The sequence below is a fragment of the Campylobacter gracilis genome (genome assembly GCF_001190745.1).
GTDB classification, from domain to species: domain Bacteria; phylum Campylobacterota; class Campylobacteria; order Campylobacterales; family Campylobacteraceae; genus Campylobacter_B; species Campylobacter_B gracilis.
In genome coordinates this window covers 2,029,442-2,045,906 of the sequence record NZ_CP012196.1, presented here as the reverse complement: position 1 = coordinate 2,045,906, position 16,465 = coordinate 2,029,442, and the positions used below count along the sequence as shown (strand labels likewise).

The window sequence follows — 16,465 nt, the reverse complement described above, 5'->3', positions numbered from 1 at the left end:
TCGCAGAATTTGTGACCCAGGAATTTCGTTAAATTCCAAAAGGAAAATCCATGAAAAAAATCGGACTAATCGGCGGCATGAGTTACGAATCTACGATTACCTATTATGATGGGATCAATCGCAAAATTAACGAGCGTCTAGGCGGGCTAAGTAGCGGTGAAATTCTGCTAAGTAGTCTAAATTTTGACGAGATCGAGCGGTGCCAAAGAGATAATGAGTGGGGCAGGGCAGGTGAAATTTTAGCTCGTCACGCGCGAGTTTTGCAAAGCGGCGGAGCGGATTATATTTTTCTTTGCACTAACACGATGCATAAGTGCTATGAGGCGATAAATGCCGCTATCTCCGTGCCTTTCGTGCATATCGCGGACGCCACGTTAAGTGAGCTGCGAAAACGTGGCGTGCAAAAAGTAGGGCTGCTCGGCACGATTTACACGATGACGCAGGATTTTTACAAACAGCGCTTGATAGATGGCGGCGTGGAGGTACTCGTGCCAAATGCGGACGAGATGGAGGCGGTAAATGAGATCATTTTTGACGAGCTTTGCTTTGGTAAAATCTTACCGCACTCCAAAGAGAAATTTTTGCAGATCATTGAAGGGCTTAGAGCTCGCGGTGCGCAGGGCGTGATACTGGGCTGCACGGAGATCGGGCTGCTCGTATCGCAAGCAGATACCGCCGCGTGGCTATTTGATACTACGCAGATCCACATCGATGCGGCAGTAAGTCTAGCTTTAAGCGAGTAAATATCAAATATGAGCCGGTAAAATTCCGGCTTATAATTTCAAATTTTTATATACATTATCAGTTAAATTTAATCTTTCTCTGTTATAATAACGACTATCAATCATAGAAGGGGATTAAATGAACGTTTTAGTTATAGGAGCAGATGAGATTACGCCCATTAAGGCGGTTTTAAAAGACCTTGGCGCGAGCAATATCGAACACTGGGACGCACGAAACGAAAATCGCGTAAATCGCAAGCCGATCCCGCAAGATACCGAGTGCGTCGTTATGCTTACGAGCTTTTTAAACCACAACACGATGAAAAAAATCAAAGGCGAAGTAAAAAAGCGCAAAATCCCGCTCGTATGCGCTAAAAGAAGCGTCAGCTGCGTATTTTGCGAATACTGTAAGGTTTTCAATTTAAATCAAGAATTCGGTTGCAGACCTTGCGAAGATGATTAAAATTCTAAGGAATTTAAATAATGCCGGCAAGCCCAAGCAAGCGGTTAAAAAATCGCGCACTACGCCGCAATCAAATGCTTACGACGATGAAACAGGCAAGCTAAATTCCAAGAATTCTTTAAATTCTAGCAAATTTAACGCTACTTGCTTTGCGCACGCCGAAAGTAAGAAATTTAGCGGCAAATTTAAAAAGTTTTCAATCGGTAAATCGGGCGTGCTTAATCATAATGTCTCTAAGTCGTGCGTTGCAAAGAGTGCGCAAAAAGACGGCGCAAATAGGAATTTGACAGCAAGGGCTTTTTACGACACTGACTTAGTACAAAATAATTTTTTCTGCGCTAAGCGTTCGGCCGAAAAATCAGCTTTATTACGAGATACTGCCGCGTCAAAACGAGATATCGCGACGCGCAAAAAACGCCAAAAAGCGGATCTACGGCGCGATAATGAGCTTATTGATAATGAAATTTTAAATGCCGAAGCTTTTAATAAAAAATTCTTTTGCGGCGAGATTTTTGGCTTTGATGCGAACGGGCGCGAGATTGTGCCAGAGGCGCTGCGGGATTATAATGCGGCTTCGCGAGCGCGAGCGATGCTAGCTCTATATAATTTTAACGTTAATGCGGATGATAGAATTCCGCCCGCAAATTTAAAGGGCGCTTCGCAGTTTCGAGCGGCATTTTTAAATTTTATCGCTTCCGAGCTTGGGCGCGGGGCTCGTAAAATTTACCGTTTCAAACCCGCCGTGAAATTTTGCGCAGCGGATAACGCGATAATCTTTGCTTATCTGCGCGGCATGCAGCTGCCCATATTTGCCGCTAAGCCCGCTTATAAGCTAACTCGCGCGATCGTGAGTCTGCGTAGCGGATTGCTGCTAAATGGAGACGATGCGTTTTGCAACTTCGTATTTTGCAAAATCGCGCTTCGCAATGCAGGCGCACAGCTGCAACTTGTGGGCAAATCGGGCGAGCTCATCGTAGTTCGCAAGAGCGGTTTTAGCCTAGGTGTGGTTACGAGCTTTAAGAAAATTCTACCTCAAAATCCAGCCATTTATGATAATGATATAAAAAAAGCGCTAGAGCTTTGCCGCGGAGCAAACCTCGACGCCGTGTATCTTGTATATCCAAAAAATGAAAATTTTAACCGCCACGTCGAGATAAAAAGCGAATGCTTTAAGGGAAATTTCATTATGAAATTAGTACCATACAAGCTTACCGACAAAATTTATTAAAAGGATACCAAATGGTTGGAATTATTTTTGGAAGCTCGATGGGCAATACCGAGGACGCCGCGAAGCTGATCTCCGAAAAGCTAGGCATAGAAAACGAGCTTAAAAACGTTGCAGACATTGCGCCTGCAGATCTAAATAAATATACTGCGCTCATCATCGGCAGCTCCACGTGGAACGACGGCGAGTTGCAGGACGACTGGGCGGGCTTTGATTTCTCAGCCCTTGATGTCTCAGGCAAGACTGTCGCGATTTTTGGCATGGGCGATAGCTCAAGCTACAGCGACGCCTACTGCAACGCAATGCGCGAGCTATACGATAACTTCAAAAAAGCGGGTGCAAATATCGTAGGCGCAGTGCCTACCGACGGATATGAATTCGACGAGAGCAAGGCCGTAGTGGACGGCAAATTCGTTGGCCTCGCGCTAGATAATGACAATCAAAGCGACCTCACCGAGAGCCGCATTGAGGCGTGGGTAGCGCAGATCGCTCCATCTTTTAAATAGTCCTCCTTTAAATTTGCCGTGAAGCGTGCGCTTCGCGGCACTTTCATCTTTTTTAAAATCCTTAAAGCTTAGACCTTTTTAAAATTTAGCTCTGCCGACTTCGGTTAAATTTAAACAGATTGGGCTTTGAAATTTTAAAATTTTAATCTGCACGAATGAAATTTATCTTTTAAATTTAGAGCTGCGCGATACTCTGCGCTAGCGTAAATACAGGCCGACTTGAAGGGCGTACGTAGCGTGAGCAGATAAAATTTTAGCCTCTGTGACGGCGGAAGAATGAAGCTGGGAATTTGCGTCGCGGTTTATAAACCTCGTCGGCATAATAATCGGCGCACGCTCGGGAAATAAAATTTGTAAATTTTATAAAAAGTGAAGTGAGCGGCATCGTCGCTAAAATTTCTCGCCGCACATACGCCATTGAAATTTCCTTCCACGCGCCCGCCGTTAAAATTCTCACCGCAGCTCTGCCGTGAAATTTAGCCAGCCGTCTGATATAAGAATTTTATCTATCCACGCATCGAGCGGCTGCCGTTTGTCCGTAAAATTTAGCATAAATTTAACGCTACAACCGCGTACAGCTGTCGTTTTTTAAATAAACCGCAGCTAGCCCGCGAGATCGCCCGATGCTAGGAGCGAAAAGCGCAAAACTATGCAGCACGACAAAGCATAAATTTAAAAGAGAAATTTTGCTCTTTACGCTACTTCGCGCAAATAGCGCAGTAGGGCGTAAATTTAAAATTTAGAACGCAAATTTTAAGGCTTTAAAATTTACAGCCCGAGCTCTATCGCCAAATCCTTTACCGCTTTGAGATTTACCTTGCCGCTACCTAGCACCGGGATTTGCTCCACCTTTTTCACGACGCTTGGCTGCATTATCGGCGCCAGCGCAGAGTCCTTTAGGCGGCGCGAAATTTCATCCTCGCTCGCCTCGCCCACGTAAAGCAGAGCGATCTTTTCGCCCTTTTTCTCGTCTTTTAGGTTCACGCACGAATAGATCGCGCTTTCGCCTAAAATTTCGCCCACGGCGCTCTCTACCGCGCCCAGGCTGATCATCTCGCCACCGATTTTGGCAAAGCGCGAAAGGCGGTCGGTGATAAATAAAAACCCATCGTCGTCGATATAGCCGATGTCGCCGCTCTTGTAGTAGCGCACGCCGTTTATCTGCGCGATTGCTTCTGCGGTTTTTGCCGGCTCATCGTAGTACTCCTTCATAACCTGATGTCCGCCGATTAAGATAAGCCCCTCCTGGCCGTTTGGCAGCGGCTGCAGCGAAGCTGGATCGGTGATCTTTATGACCGTGCCCGCAAGCGGCAAGCCGACGCTCTTTTCGCGGTTGAAGTAAAGCTCTTTGAAAAAATCGGGCTCGAGGACGTTCGGTGTATTTACGCTCACCACCGGCGCAGTCTCGGTCGTGCCGTAGCCCTCGTAAATTTCGATGCCGAATTTTATCTTAAATTCCTTGCGGACGTTTTCGTTTAGCTTCTCCGCGCCCGCAATCGCTAGGCGAATGCTTCCCAACATTAGAGGATTGAGCCTTTTATTTTTGGTGTAGAGCCTAAAAAACGTCGACGTACCGAACATTATCGTAGCGCCGTATTTTGCGCTCATCTTGCCGACGCTAAAGGCGTCCGTAGGATCGGGCACGTGGATGCTTAAAATTCCATCGTTTAGCGGAAAGAGCGTCGTTACGGTAAGTCCGAAGCAGTGAAAGATCGGCAGCGACGCTAAAATCGCATCGTGCTCGGTGGCGTTTATGAGCTCTGAAATTTGACGGACGTTCGCCATTATATTTTTATGCGTCAGAACCACGCCTTTAGGCTTTCCTTCGCTGCCGCTGCTAAATAAAATGGTCGCTACGTCATCTATCGCGTGCGGCTTAAAATACAGCGCGCGAAATAAAATTTTAGGCATTAGCAGCGATTTTAGCGCGCAGGCTATGCGCTCGTTTTTAGAGACGCCCTCGCTTAGATCCTCAAGGTACACGAGCCGATCGCCGATCGAGCTTTCCAGCTCAAAGCCCTTTGATTTGAGCTTTTCTACGAATTTGCGGGAGCTGATGATCGTGCGGATGTTTGCTTTATCCGCACAGTAGATTAAATTTTCCTCGCTTAGCGTGTAGTTTAAATTTACGCTCGTTTTGCCCATCGCAAAAAGCGTTAAATTTACGGCGCTTGCGATGACCGAGCTAGGCAAAATGATACCGACGTTTTCCTCACTACTTATGCGACTCTTTAGCCTTTTGCGAAGTATCAAAACGGCGCTCATCATCGCTAAATTTGTGAAGCTCACTCCCGTGCTATCGACCGCTACGCGCTTAAAAGGCGATCTTTTGGCTTGATTTAGCCAGTTGTAGGCAAGCGGCTTTAGGCTTGCGAGGTATTTGCCCCAGCTGAAAAACGACAGCTCCGTTACCGCACGCTTTACCTCGTGCGCCTTAGAATTTGCCTCAATCGGCGCGCCGAAGCTTACGCGAAGTGCGTTTTTGCCGCTTTGCGAGATCGTTCTTTTATAATGCTCGCTGGCGCGCGAAAACGTCGATCCCCAAAGCCCTCTGATATAAAAAGGCACGATTACGGAGTTCGTATCGTGCGCGGCTAGCTCAAATCCGCCCTGAAACTCGTCTATGCGGCCGTTGTAGCTGATGTGGCCTTCTGGAAAGAGCCCCACTACTTCACCAGCATTTAGCGCCTCGCGGATACTTTCGATCGCGCTTTTGCTCACGCCTGCTCCGATCGGAATGACGCGGAAAATTTTAAAAAACCACTTCAAATACCACAGATCGTAGTAGCTGCGATGCATCACGAAGCGCACCCCGCGCGGGCACGCAAGCTGCACCACCGCCCAATCGATCCAGCTGATATGGTTTCCTAAAAGCAGTACACCGCCTTTTTGCGGGATGTTTTCGATACCGTCTACGTGGACCTGGTAGCCGAATTTCATAAACGGAATGAGTAAAATTCTAACGAAAAGCTGCGGCAAATATTTCGCGCCGAAGATCCCGCAGATAAGAACGCAAAGAGCAGCCATAACGAAAATTTCGCCGCTGGCGACCGCAAAATGCACCAAGATGATGGCGATGAGCAAAAACAGCACCATAAAGATATTTTGGATAAAATTTGAACCCGCGAGCACCCGTCCCATGCGCTCATCGGCGGTAAAAAACTGAATAACGGCGTTGAGCGGCACGATGAAAATTCCGCCGCTAAATCCGAAGAAAAACGATGCCGTGCCGAGCCAAAATACCGAGTGCGCGTTGGCTAGCACCATTAGCGCGAGCGCGAGCCCGAATGCGCCGAACGGCACGATACCGAGCTCGATATGTTTTTTACAGTAGCTGCCCGCAAAGATCGAGCCTAGCGCGATTCCGATCGCACTAAGAGCTAAGATCACTTGGATCACCATTACGTTATCGCTGCCGCTAAGGCTCTTGTAGTGAGCCGGGAAGGTCGCGATCACGAGCTGCGAGACTGCCCAAAACATCGCAAGTCCCAGCGTGCAGAGCAGGACGTTTTTGTCTTTTAGCACAAAATTTAAATTTTGCCTTAGATAGCGAAGCTTAAGATAGTCGTCTTTATTAAATTCCGCCTGCGGTTGCGCAGCGTCGAAGAATGGAATTTTATACGAGTAATATGTTTCAAGCGCGGAGCCCGCAACCAAAAGCACGCCGATGAACCAAACCGAGCTCATCAGCTCGCCCGCGTCGCTGCTGCGAGCTGCAAACAGCTCGAAAATCACCGAAAAAACAAGCGATGAAAGCAGAATCGCGATGATGGTAAGCGCCTGCACGAGGCCGTTTGCCGCACCTAAATTTTTCGCGCCGACGATCTTTTTAATCAGGCCGTATTTGGCGGGCGAGTAGATCGCGCTTTGCGCCGCAAGCAGAATCGTCATAAAAAATGCGAAATAAAACCATCCGCACAGATAACCTAGCGTAATGAGCGCGGTAAGCGCGACGCCGAGTTTCGCGCAGATCCGCGTAATGCGGGTACGCGAGAATTTATCGTTGAGATAGCCGCTGGCGCTAAAAAGAAATACGTAAGGCAGCAAAATCAGCAAATTTACAAGCGATGTTAGAGCGATGAGAGCGCCGGAATCAGCGCTTTTGACAAGGACGTTTTGAATCGTGATTTTATGGCCCAGATCGACGCTTGCGTTGATAAACATAATCGCCAAAAACGGCAAAAATCCGTTGATTTTTAATAAAGATTTCAAGCTATCTCCTTTAAAAACGGGATTTTATCTCACGGAAGTTAACGGACGCAAATTTAAGGCGGCTTCGCTACAATTACGGAAAAATTAAAGGAAAAATATGAAAGTACGTATCACCAATCGCGACGTCGATAATCTCAATAAATTTATGCTGCTTTATAGCAAAAAGGCGCGCAAGCAGCGCCTCATCAGCACCTACGCCATACCATTTGAGTTTTTGCTCGTTGGCATCATCATCGACGGGCTTTTAAAAACAGCGCCGATTGCAAGCATCGCGTCGGTTGTTTTGGGTGCGGCGTGGCTTATTTTTTATCCGAAATTTTACCGCCGCATGCTAAGAAAGCATCTGGATGCTGCTAAGCTCGCGCAAGACTCAAACATAGAGATGGAATTTATCGCGGGCGAGGATGAAATTTCATTTTCAAAGGGCGAGCCGCGCGCAAGCGAGAAATTTGCCGCGCGCTCGCTAAATCGAATCGCTGCGGGCGGGGAGAATTTTTTCTTGGCGTTTGATCGCGGCTTTCATATCGTCCTTCCCAAAAACGCCGAGACGGACGCCGCGGTGCAGCATCTCGCGGATCTGTGCGGGCTGCAGATCGAGCCCGTGGATCTGGACGTTGAAATTTAGAGCTTTGCTTTTAAATTTAAGGCTCGTAAAATTCGTGATATAAATTTAAAATTCTAGAATTTCGCTATGTAAAATTCTATCTTTGGAATTTACTCGCGGCAATGTTTTCTCTTAGGGGTGTTACTTACTCTGCTTCGCTGCGCGCGTAAGAAACGCCACAGGCTGAGCCTTGCGTCGCTATGCTCGTTTTGCAAGAGCGCGCAGTTTATTTCGCTACTTGGTAAAATTTAACGCGGACGCAGTCCGCACCGCTAGCGTCGCGCAGGTGGGGGTTGGTAAGGGGGCGGGCGCGCCTCGCAACTCCGAGCGCCGCCCCCTTACGGAAATATGTATCGTATAGCACAAATTCTTAGAATTTTCGACGTAAATTTAAAAGCGGCGCTTCGCCTTTATAAAATTCCGTTTAAATTTTAATCCGTGATATGCATATCTTGGGGCGAAAAGGGGCTCCCATTGCGAGGTCACACTTCTCGCAGGACGCCGCCTCCGCAGCACCGCATTGCTCTGCTTGCCCACAAACCCACCTGGCTTCCGACGACGCTTTAAGCGGTGCAGGCTACGCCTGGGGTAAATTTAAGCTGCGGCTGACGGCGTAAAATTTTGGCTAAAATTCTGCGTTCAGCTCGCCGTTACGCCTCGCACATCTCCTCTGCTAGGCGCTTTTTGTAGGCGTATCTAAAATAAGATGACAAAGCTGGCGGCCATATTAGCGCTAAACCTATCGCTAACACCACGCTAGCCCAGCGCAAGAGTACCGAAAATATTTCTGCATAGTTTGCCGTATTGATATCAAACCATGCCACTGGCATGAAGTTTTGGATTGCGATTAAATATATGAGAGCACTTGTTAGCATGGCGGGTAGAAAATAATTCAAGACATTTAATTTTTGGTAGTTTATATCCGCGGTAAGATAGCCTACCACACACGCAATAAAAATAAATGAGTATAAAGTAGCGCGCAATATTGCTAGGCGTTGTAACCCGAGAGCTTGATTGCTGGCGTTATCATCGTTTGTGTTTTGATTATTTTTGTTTGAGCGCCCTGCAGTAAAAGCAAAATGTGCACCTATTGCCACGAAGCAAACACATTGCGTAAAATCGTAAAGTAGACAAATAGAAAACCATTCCAATATATCTAAATCATGGTAGTCTTGAAGCTTCTCACTTACCAGATAAAGCCCTGATATTCTTATTACACAAAACGTCGTCGCGAGCAAAATCGGATGCAGCGCGAGTCTGCCGCTCCTTAAATCGGAGAGTAAATTTTTAAAATATCTCATGGTTTCCCCTTAAAATTCCGCGGAATTTTAAAATCCCGAAATAACTCCGCGCATAGTCTGCGAATAGAAATTTATAATTCCCCAGTGCGGAATTCTACTACTAAATTTAGAATTTTGCAGCGAGGAATTTTAAAATCAAAGTATGTAGCGCAAGCCGTTAAATAAAAATACTCGGACGCAGTCCGCACCGCTAGTGTCATCGGGGGTTAGGTGGGGTTTGTGGGCGAGCAGAGCAATGCGGTGCTGCGGAGACGGCGTCCTGCAAGAAGTGTGACCTCGCAATGGGACCCCTTCCTGCCCCAAAAGAAATAGAAAACACAGTATAAATTTCGCAAGCTGTAAATTTAGAGATAAAATTTTATTTTGTAAATTTTTACAAAATTTTATGGATATAGCTTAGCGTCTGGGTGCATTATGCGCGATATTCGTAAGGGGGCGGCACTCAGAGTTAGCGGGGCGCCCCCTTGCCCCCACCCGCGCGACGCTAGCGATGCGGACTGCGTCCGCGTTAAATTTAAATTACGGCTTTTGCCACATAAATTTGGGTTAAATTTATGCATTTTTTTCAACGTCGTATTTTGAAGCTCCGATAAAATTTTAAAACAGAATTTTAAGAAAATTTAACGGCAGAATTTTACTCGCTTCTCATGTTTAAGGCGCGGTTCGGAGCTGAAATTTTAAAGCCACTTTGCTCGTTCATTGCTAGGATCCGTTTCGTTGCCGATCGCTTCGTAGCGCGAGTAGTAAAACTCCACAAACTCCCGCACCTGCGCCTCGCGCGGCAGGTACACACCGCCGCTAAGCTCCGCAAAGCGCGATAAAAATTCCGCCGCGTCCTTTTTGTCGCAATAAAGCCGCGCCAGCTCCTCGTAGTTTTGCAGGCACGCGGCTTTGAAGCTCTCATAGCCTGCGCGGTCAAATTTAACTGCCAGATGCCCGCGTTCAAATTTCAAAACGCCCGATGCAAAAAGCAAGCTCAGATGTATCAACGCCTCGCAGTAGTAGGGCTTGAGCTCCTCCACCTGCTGCCACGCGATGAGCCCCACGGCGCGGCGGATCAGCTCATCCAGCACCGGCAGGCAAAACTCCTCCTCCTCGTGGAAAAAGAAGCTCACGAGCCCGCCCGTAGTCGCCTTGTACTCCTCGATGAGCTTGAAAAGCCCCGAGCGGTTCATGCGCGCCTCAGTGTCCGCGTCGATGAAAAATATATGCCCGAACTCATGCCCGATCGTCGATATTTCGTAGACGCGGCGCCAAATTTGCGGCTTTTTAAATAAAATTTCGCGTCCGAAATTTAGATACTCAAGGTCGAAAATTTCGCTGCTTAGCCGCATAAAAGGTCTAGCCTTGGCGCTTTCATAGACGAAATTTACGAAGGCGAAAATTTTCTTGCCGCAGTTGGTGCTTACGAATTCGTCATTGGGTACGACCTGCGCCGAAAAGAGCCCGTTCAGATCGGCTCCGTAGTAGATCAGCGGCGCGCAAACGTAAAGCTGGGTTTTGGCGATGTTTGAGAGCACGAGCGAGTGCATGACGGCATTGTTCGCGCCGATTTTTTCATACGCGCGCTCAAAACTCTCGCTTACGCGCGCTTTAAATTCCTCCGCGTTAAACTCATACGCGCCTGCAAGTCTGACGTCCCATTCCAGCGCGACTGCGTGCGTGTAGGCGTCCTCGTAGTATTCGAGCGGATGCCCGATCTGAAGCGGCGTTTTTATATCCATCCACGCGATCTCCGCATCCCGCCACGCGCCGATCACCGCGTTAGAATCTCTCTCGCAAAAGGCCTGTTTGAGCTTGGACAGATACGCGACGTAAGCTAGCTCGCTCTCATCTTCGGCTAGCGTCACCAGACGCTCCAAAAGATCGCTAAATTCGCTCTGCAGCTTTGCCGTCTCATCCGCGAAGGCCACGGCATAGGGCACCATTTGGGGTTTGCCGTCGCGCTGCACTACTGCGCCGTAGCAGCGCTCACAGATCTCGCCGTGAGGCGTGCGCATAAACAGCTCCTCCTGCAGCAAAAATTCCTTCGCCTGCGCAAGCGAGCTAAATTCCTTTTCCCAGCGCTTGTTCGTGCCTTCGATGATTAGGGCTTGCCAGCTTTTTTGCGTATCGCTTAGCACGAGCCCGATGCGGTGTACACCCTTTAAAAGCTCCAGATAAAAGGGCTGCAAAATCCCCTGCGCGCCCGCCTCGGCGATGAGCGCTGCGTGCATGCCCTCGTGTATTTCGCGCGTGAAATCATACATTTTGCTCTTTAGCTCGCGCTGGCGCGCCTCATCGTAGCCTAAGCGGCGAAATTCTTGCAGCAGCGGATCCTCTTTGAGATCAACGATTCGGCGCAGCACGGCGATGCGCGCAGTATCGCCAGACTCAAAGCCGCAAATTTCTAGCCCGCGCGTGATCAGCTCGGCGTGTGGCTCGTCGTAGAGGGCGTTTAGTCGCGCCTTAGCGCTCGCCGCCATCTCGTTAAGTTTTGCAAAATCGTTCATCGCGTATCCTTTTTGCCGTTTTTATCGTCTTTTTACGAGCGGAATGTGTCTGCTTCGAGAGCAAAATTCCATCCTCGCATCCGCTTAAAATTTTAAAATTTCGGCATAGATTTCTGCCGATTGTATCGAAAAAGTGTTAAATTTGCGCGGTTAAAATGCGAGATTTTTAAATTTAAGGAGTAAAAATGAGCGATTTAAACTTAGACGATTTCGGCGAGCCGCGCATCAAGGTCGTAGCGCTGCCTAAGGATACGAATAGCTCGGGCAATATTTTCGGCGGCTGGATACTTAGCCAGATCGATTTAGCGGGCGCAACGGCGGCGCGCGAGATAGCGCCCGAGCGGGTCGTGACGATCTCGATGCAGGAGGTAACTTTCAAGCAGCCCGTATTTATCGGCGATGTCATCAGCTGCTACGCAAAAGTCCTAAGCGTGGGAAATACCTCTATCCGCGTGCAGATTGAGGTCGCAGCGCTACGGCTGGGCGAGGACGGATTTCGCGAGTGCCTGCACGTAACCAGCGCGATCGCAATCTACGTAAGTGTGACCAAATCAGGCCAAAAAAAGCCGATCAGCGCAGAGATTAAGCGGCTGCACGGATTTTAAAATTTTTCAGACTTTAGTTTCGGCTCAAGGAATTTTAGCGTCAAGCTTATAACGCGAAAATTCTTATGTGGGATAGGCTTAGTGCACAGAATTTGCTGTATAAAATTTTATAATTTTAAGCGCGGAATTTTGCTGTACAGTATTTTGGTGGAAAACCTAGCAGACCGAATTTTAGAATTTTAGAATTTTAGAATTTTAGAATTTTAGAATTTTAGAATTTTGCGGCGCGAAGATTTACAAGCAAATTAAAACGCGCCGCAGTAAGTGGTGCTAGCAGCTAGTTTGCAGCGTCTTGAAGCTCTTCTTCGATCTCGGAGTTGCTTTTTACGACCATGCCTGAGCCATGGATGACGCTAGGCATGCAGGATGTGCAGATATGCACCGTCTCGCCGTTTTTATGCGCCTTGATAAAGACCGCGTTTTCATCGTCGCTACTTTTTAGCGAACATATATTGCAAATGTAAATATCGCCTGATTTCATAGAAATCCTTTCTTAAAAAATTTCGCACTATTTTATGAAAATTTCAAAATTTTTCATTGATTTTAGTTAATCTTTAGCGATTTTTATTGCGGGTGCTTTCGTCTATCAGCACTACGTGCGTCAAAAAGATGATGAAAAATAGCTGGAAAAATAATCCTACCAGCGGGACCAAACACAGCAGGTAAAAAATAAAAGCGCTTAGGGCAAATTTATATCCGCCACCCATTTTATAAGAGCGCTCGAAGCTTTTCGCGCTTAACGCGTTTGAAGCGACGTCGATTAGAACCAGCTTGTAATAGATATAAAAAAACGGCACGTTGATGATGAATAAATTTATAACCGGCACAAACAAAAGCACCGAACAGATAAATAAGATTGCTAAAAATTTTAAAATTTCAAGGCTCATCAGCTTTAGCACTCGCGCCGTGCTCGCTTCGTCTGTGCGACTTAGGTGGTAGTGGCGTGCGTTGATCTCTTTAGTGACTGCGGGCGTCAGAAATCCTGCTATGATAAGCGCACAAAACACGCTAAGCATCAGCACTGCAAAGCTAGCAAACACCGAAAAAATCGCACCGATAATCCACTTCGTAGCAGCAAAGCTTAGAATTTTTGCAATTACCGGGAAGCGCTGCTCGTCCAAGAAGCTAAAATCGCCGCTTTGCGCGCCCTGCGAAAGTGCGTCAAAAAGCTCTTTGCCGCCGAAAAATGCGAGCGTACCTAAGATTATGAGCGAGCACACAAGTGGTAGTAGCGAGAGCAAAATAAACTTGCGCGTAAAAAAATCCTGCTTTGCCAAATTAAAAATTCTACCCATATATGCTCCTATTTGCGTTATTTTAGCGACTTTTGCGACGGAATTTGAGCTGAGATTTATTTTGACTGCCGCACGAAACGTGCCTCATTAATCCGCTCGCTTGGCTCATTCGCTTGCTTTAGCCGGTCCATCTCGCCTTATAATACGGAATTTATGCTTTGATCGCTTGCCGCCCGCGTTTAATCTGCTCATTTATAGTGCGTAAAAAAGAGGCCAGATCTAGCTATGTTTTTGCCTGCTGCGAATATTTATTTGCTTGCTACGCAGAATTTTTGCCTCTTATAAATAAGCTGACATTGCGTAAAATTTCAGGCGCAAAATTGCAGAATTCCAAATCAAAGCCCTTTTTTAAAATTTGCATGCCGAAATTTTATAGATGAAATTTTAAAATTTTAAAGATAAATTTCGCAAGCAAATCCACGACTTCACCTCGTCGCGTCGTAGATCTTTTGCAATTGCTCGTAAATTTCGTTTGCGCTTACTGCGCCTTTTGATAGCACCTCGATTAGCACCTCGTTATCCTCAAGGTCTCCCCAGATTTTGCGGTAGCTGCCCTCTTTGTAGCCGTTATTTTGGCGGAATTTATTCAGCACGTTTTTGCCGATATATTTGGCAAAAAGTATGTCTAAGCTCACTCCGCATTTAATCGCGACGCGAAAAAAGTCGGTCAGCAGCTCGCCGATTTGCAGCTCAAATCCGCTCGTTTCGTGGATGATGAGCTCGATGTCGTTTACGATCTCGTAGATGCTGTATTCGCGCACGTCGTAGGCGTAGGAGCTAAATTCCGCAAATCCGCTTACAGCCGTGACGTCGCTTACGATGTGATCGATATTTTTGCTACCGTAATATTGCTCTAGAATATAGCTCATCACGAAGTGCCAAATATCAACGATCTCGATGACGATATTATTCACGTCCGGCGCTGCAGAGATATTTTTCCAATGCTTCCACGCAAAGCTATCGATGAGCTCTGCGCATTCCATGTAAATGCAGCGCTTCCAGTTGATAAGTTTGCCGTTTTTTGTATAGCCGTCCTCCCAGCCCACGCCATTTGTTTCGTCGTTTAGGGCTTGCTGCATCAAAAACATCTCTTTTACTTTTTTATAATTTTCCATAAAAATTCTCCTAATTTTGGCTCGCGATTATAGCTAATAAAAGAAAATCATTGTATAATTTAGCAAAAAGGAGGCTTAAAATGTGTGCCGCTCAGGATAAATTCGACGAGTTTTTAGGCAGGATGAAACTCCTATCTCTCGGAGTTTTGCGCAATAATCTGCCATATTGCTGCAGTGCATTTTACGCCTACGATCCGCAAAATAAGGAGCTCATCATCGCAAGCGCGAACGACTCCGAGCATATCAAAGCAGTCTTTGCCAACCGCGGAGTTGCAGCTACGGTCGCGCTGGATACGAAATTTGTAGGTAGGATCAAAGGCGTGCAGATTTGCGGCCATATCCGTAGCGCGGATGAGCGCGAAACCTCGCTATATCTTAAGCGCTTCCCGTTTGCTCGCGCGATGGAGACCGATTTTTTTACGATCAGAATTGATTGGATGAAAATGACCGATAATACTCTAACTTTCGGCAAAAAACTAATTTGGGAACGCTAATTCGCTAAGAAATCGTCTATTTATTTTTACGAAATTTTAAACTTTGCGAGGCTTAAATTTTATCTAGTAAAATTTTTAAAACTTGCATAAATTCTATCTTGTCTATTTTTCAAAGAATTTCACCATTAGATCCGCTTTAAAATTTCCGCTCGGTTGGTTTTTTGAATTTTACAGCATGGAATTTAGCGTAAAATTTCATCTTGCAAGCGGGGATTATCGCAAATTTTATTCCCTTAAAAGCGGAGCCTGCCACGTAGAATTTTACATGAAAATTTTAAAATTCTAAAATTTCGCTTTTCAAATTTAGTCTGACGCGCGAGCTTAGCTCTGCCGCTTTCTGATTTCGCTTACTAGCCGCCCGCCGATCGCATAGTCATCAGTGGATATTTCATCTATCGTAACGACCGTGGTTTTCTCGCCCCTACCCAGCACGGCTACGAGGGCGTCGGTGAGATTCTTGACGAGCCTTGCTTTTTGTTCGCGACTTAAGCCTCCGCGCTCTTTGGTGATTTTAACGTTTATGTAGGGCATTAATTCTCCTTAAAATAAACGTAATTGTAGCCAAAATTTCGTCTGTGCGCCTGAAAGTGCGAAATTTTATGTTAAAATCGCCGCGATCTGAATTTAAGGAGAAAATATGCCATTGTTAGATAGTTTTAAGGTCGATCATACCCGCATGAATGCCCCTGGCGTGCGGCTCGCAAAGAGCATGCGCACCAAAAGCGGTGATAAGATCAGCGTCTATGATCTGCGGTTTTGCCGCCCGAATTTAGAGATCATGAGTGAGCGCGGCACTCACACGCTGGAGCATCTTTTCGCGGGCTTTATGCGCGAGCATCTAAATAGCGCGGACGTCGAGATCATCGACATCTCGCCGATGGGGTGTCGCACGGGCTTTTATATGAGCGTGATCGGCGCGCCTAGCGAGAGTGCTGTCGCGACGGCGTGGAGCGCGAGTATGAAGGATATTTTGGGCGTAGGCTCTCAGGCGGATATCCCCGAGCTGAATAAATTTCAGTGCGGCACCTTCGCGATGCACTCGTTAGCAGAAGCTAAACAGATCGCGCAAAACGTGCTAAATAAAGGGATTGGCGTGATCAAAAACGACGAGATCGCGCTGGATCCAAGCAAAATAAAATAGTTTTGAAATTTAAGAGATAGTGCAAAATTCTAGCACTATCTCTTTGGGCACCGCTTGTTCCGCGATCAGTGTATAACGCACCATAAAATATTATCGTAAAATGTGCAAAAATTCGAGGCACAAAATGCGTATCTGCTAAAACAAGCCGGAGGTAGTAGCATCTATTTATAAGCCGATTTAGCTTTATAAACCGACTTGGCGCTTGCCGTAAAGTCTGCGCCACGCGAGGTTTTTGATAAAAGCTACGATTGGGCTTTAAGCTGGGTGGCAAAAGCGCGCAAGCAAAGCTC

The 16,465-nt window shown here is 46.8% G+C and carries 16 protein-coding genes; 8 read left to right on the top strand and 8 right to left on the bottom strand.

Features of this window, described 5'->3' with window-relative positions:
• Positions 1-50: 50 nt before the first annotated feature.
• From CGRAC_RS10170 to fldA, 4 genes are all read left to right on the top strand, one after another.
• Complete coding sequence (locus tag CGRAC_RS10170) at positions 51-743, top strand: aspartate/glutamate racemase family protein (protein WP_005870809.1); 693 nt, start codon at positions 51-53, stop codon at positions 741-743.
• A 118-nt stretch (positions 744-861) separates the two neighbouring features.
• The gene (locus CGRAC_RS10165; protein WP_005870807.1) at positions 862-1,185 is read left to right on the top strand and encodes a DUF2325 domain-containing protein; all 324 of its coding nucleotides are present in this window, start codon (positions 862-864) and stop codon (positions 1,183-1,185) included.
• On the top strand, positions 1,178-2,413 hold the full coding sequence (locus CGRAC_RS10160; protein WP_005870805.1) for a hypothetical protein: 1,236 nt from the start codon (positions 1,178-1,180) through the stop codon (positions 2,411-2,413). Before CGRAC_RS10165 ends, CGRAC_RS10160 begins: the two co-directional genes overlap by 8 nt.
• Before the next feature lie 11 nt (positions 2,414-2,424).
• Complete coding sequence (gene fldA / locus CGRAC_RS10155; RefSeq protein WP_005870803.1) at positions 2,425-2,916, top strand: flavodoxin FldA; 492 nt, start codon at positions 2,425-2,427, stop codon at positions 2,914-2,916.
• A 768-nt stretch (positions 2,917-3,684) separates the two neighbouring features.
• Here fldA and CGRAC_RS10150 read toward each other — a convergent pair.
• Complete coding sequence (locus CGRAC_RS10150; RefSeq protein WP_005870799.1) at positions 3,685-7,128, bottom strand: acyl-[ACP]--phospholipid O-acyltransferase; 3,444 nt, start codon at positions 7,126-7,128, stop codon at positions 3,685-3,687.
• A gap of 97 nt (positions 7,129-7,225) precedes the next feature.
• Here CGRAC_RS10150 and CGRAC_RS10145 point away from each other — a divergent pair, with 97 nt between their 5' ends.
• Positions 7,226-7,753 (top strand): hypothetical protein, encoded by a 528-nt coding sequence (locus CGRAC_RS10145; protein WP_005870796.1) that lies wholly within the window; start codon positions 7,226-7,228, stop codon positions 7,751-7,753.
• A gap of 629 nt (positions 7,754-8,382) precedes the next feature.
• Here the strand turns inward: CGRAC_RS10145 and CGRAC_RS10140 are convergent.
• The 3 genes from CGRAC_RS10140 to ciaB form a co-directional block, all read right to left on the bottom strand.
• A complete protein-coding gene (locus tag CGRAC_RS10140; RefSeq protein WP_005870792.1) occupies positions 8,383-9,033 on the bottom strand; it encodes a hypothetical protein in 651 nt (216 codons plus the stop codon).
• A gap of 135 nt (positions 9,034-9,168) precedes the next feature.
• Positions 9,169-9,315 (bottom strand): hypothetical protein, encoded by a 147-nt coding sequence (locus CGRAC_RS12085; RefSeq protein WP_156187209.1) that lies wholly within the window; start codon positions 9,313-9,315, stop codon positions 9,169-9,171.
• A gap of 395 nt (positions 9,316-9,710) precedes the next feature.
• A complete protein-coding gene (gene ciaB / locus CGRAC_RS10135; RefSeq protein WP_005868961.1) occupies positions 9,711-11,525 on the bottom strand; it encodes an invasion protein CiaB in 1,815 nt (604 codons plus the stop codon).
• A gap of 185 nt (positions 11,526-11,710) precedes the next feature.
• Between ciaB and CGRAC_RS10130 the strand changes: the two genes are divergently transcribed.
• Entirely contained in the window at positions 11,711-12,130 is a 420-nt protein-coding gene (locus tag CGRAC_RS10130) for an acyl-CoA thioesterase (protein ID WP_005868959.1), read from the top strand.
• A gap of 277 nt (positions 12,131-12,407) precedes the next feature.
• Here the strand turns inward: CGRAC_RS10130 and CGRAC_RS10125 are convergent, their stop codons facing one another.
• From CGRAC_RS10125 to dut, 3 genes are all read right to left on the bottom strand, one after another.
• Entirely contained in the window at positions 12,408-12,611 is a 204-nt protein-coding gene (locus CGRAC_RS10125; protein WP_005869903.1) for a hypothetical protein, read from the bottom strand.
• A 73-nt stretch (positions 12,612-12,684) separates the two neighbouring features.
• Positions 12,685-13,425, bottom strand: coding sequence for an EI24 domain-containing protein (locus tag CGRAC_RS10120; protein WP_005869904.1), 741 nt, complete (start codon positions 13,423-13,425; stop codon positions 12,685-12,687).
• A 425-nt stretch (positions 13,426-13,850) separates the two neighbouring features.
• Positions 13,851-14,540 (bottom strand): dUTPase, encoded by a 690-nt coding sequence (gene dut / locus CGRAC_RS10110; protein WP_005869908.1) that lies wholly within the window; start codon positions 14,538-14,540, stop codon positions 13,851-13,853.
• Positions 14,541-14,620: 80 nt separating this feature from the next.
• Here dut and CGRAC_RS10105 point away from each other — a divergent pair, with 80 nt between their 5' ends.
• On the top strand, positions 14,621-15,034 hold the full coding sequence (locus tag CGRAC_RS10105; protein WP_005869910.1) for a hypothetical protein: 414 nt from the start codon (positions 14,621-14,623) through the stop codon (positions 15,032-15,034).
• 321 nt (positions 15,035-15,355) lie between these two features.
• On the opposite strand, the gene CGRAC_RS10095 is transcribed toward CGRAC_RS10105, so the two are convergent.
• Positions 15,356-15,565: a tautomerase family protein gene (locus CGRAC_RS10095; RefSeq protein WP_050346352.1), complete on the bottom strand. Its 210-nt coding sequence runs from the start codon at positions 15,563-15,565 to the stop codon at positions 15,356-15,358.
• Positions 15,566-15,671: 106 nt separating this feature from the next.
• Between CGRAC_RS10095 and luxS the strand changes: the two genes are divergently transcribed.
• Positions 15,672-16,175, top strand: a complete 504-nt coding sequence (gene luxS / locus CGRAC_RS10090) for an S-ribosylhomocysteine lyase (protein WP_005869916.1) — start codon at positions 15,672-15,674, stop codon at positions 16,173-16,175.
• Positions 16,176-16,465: the final 290 nt, after the last annotated feature.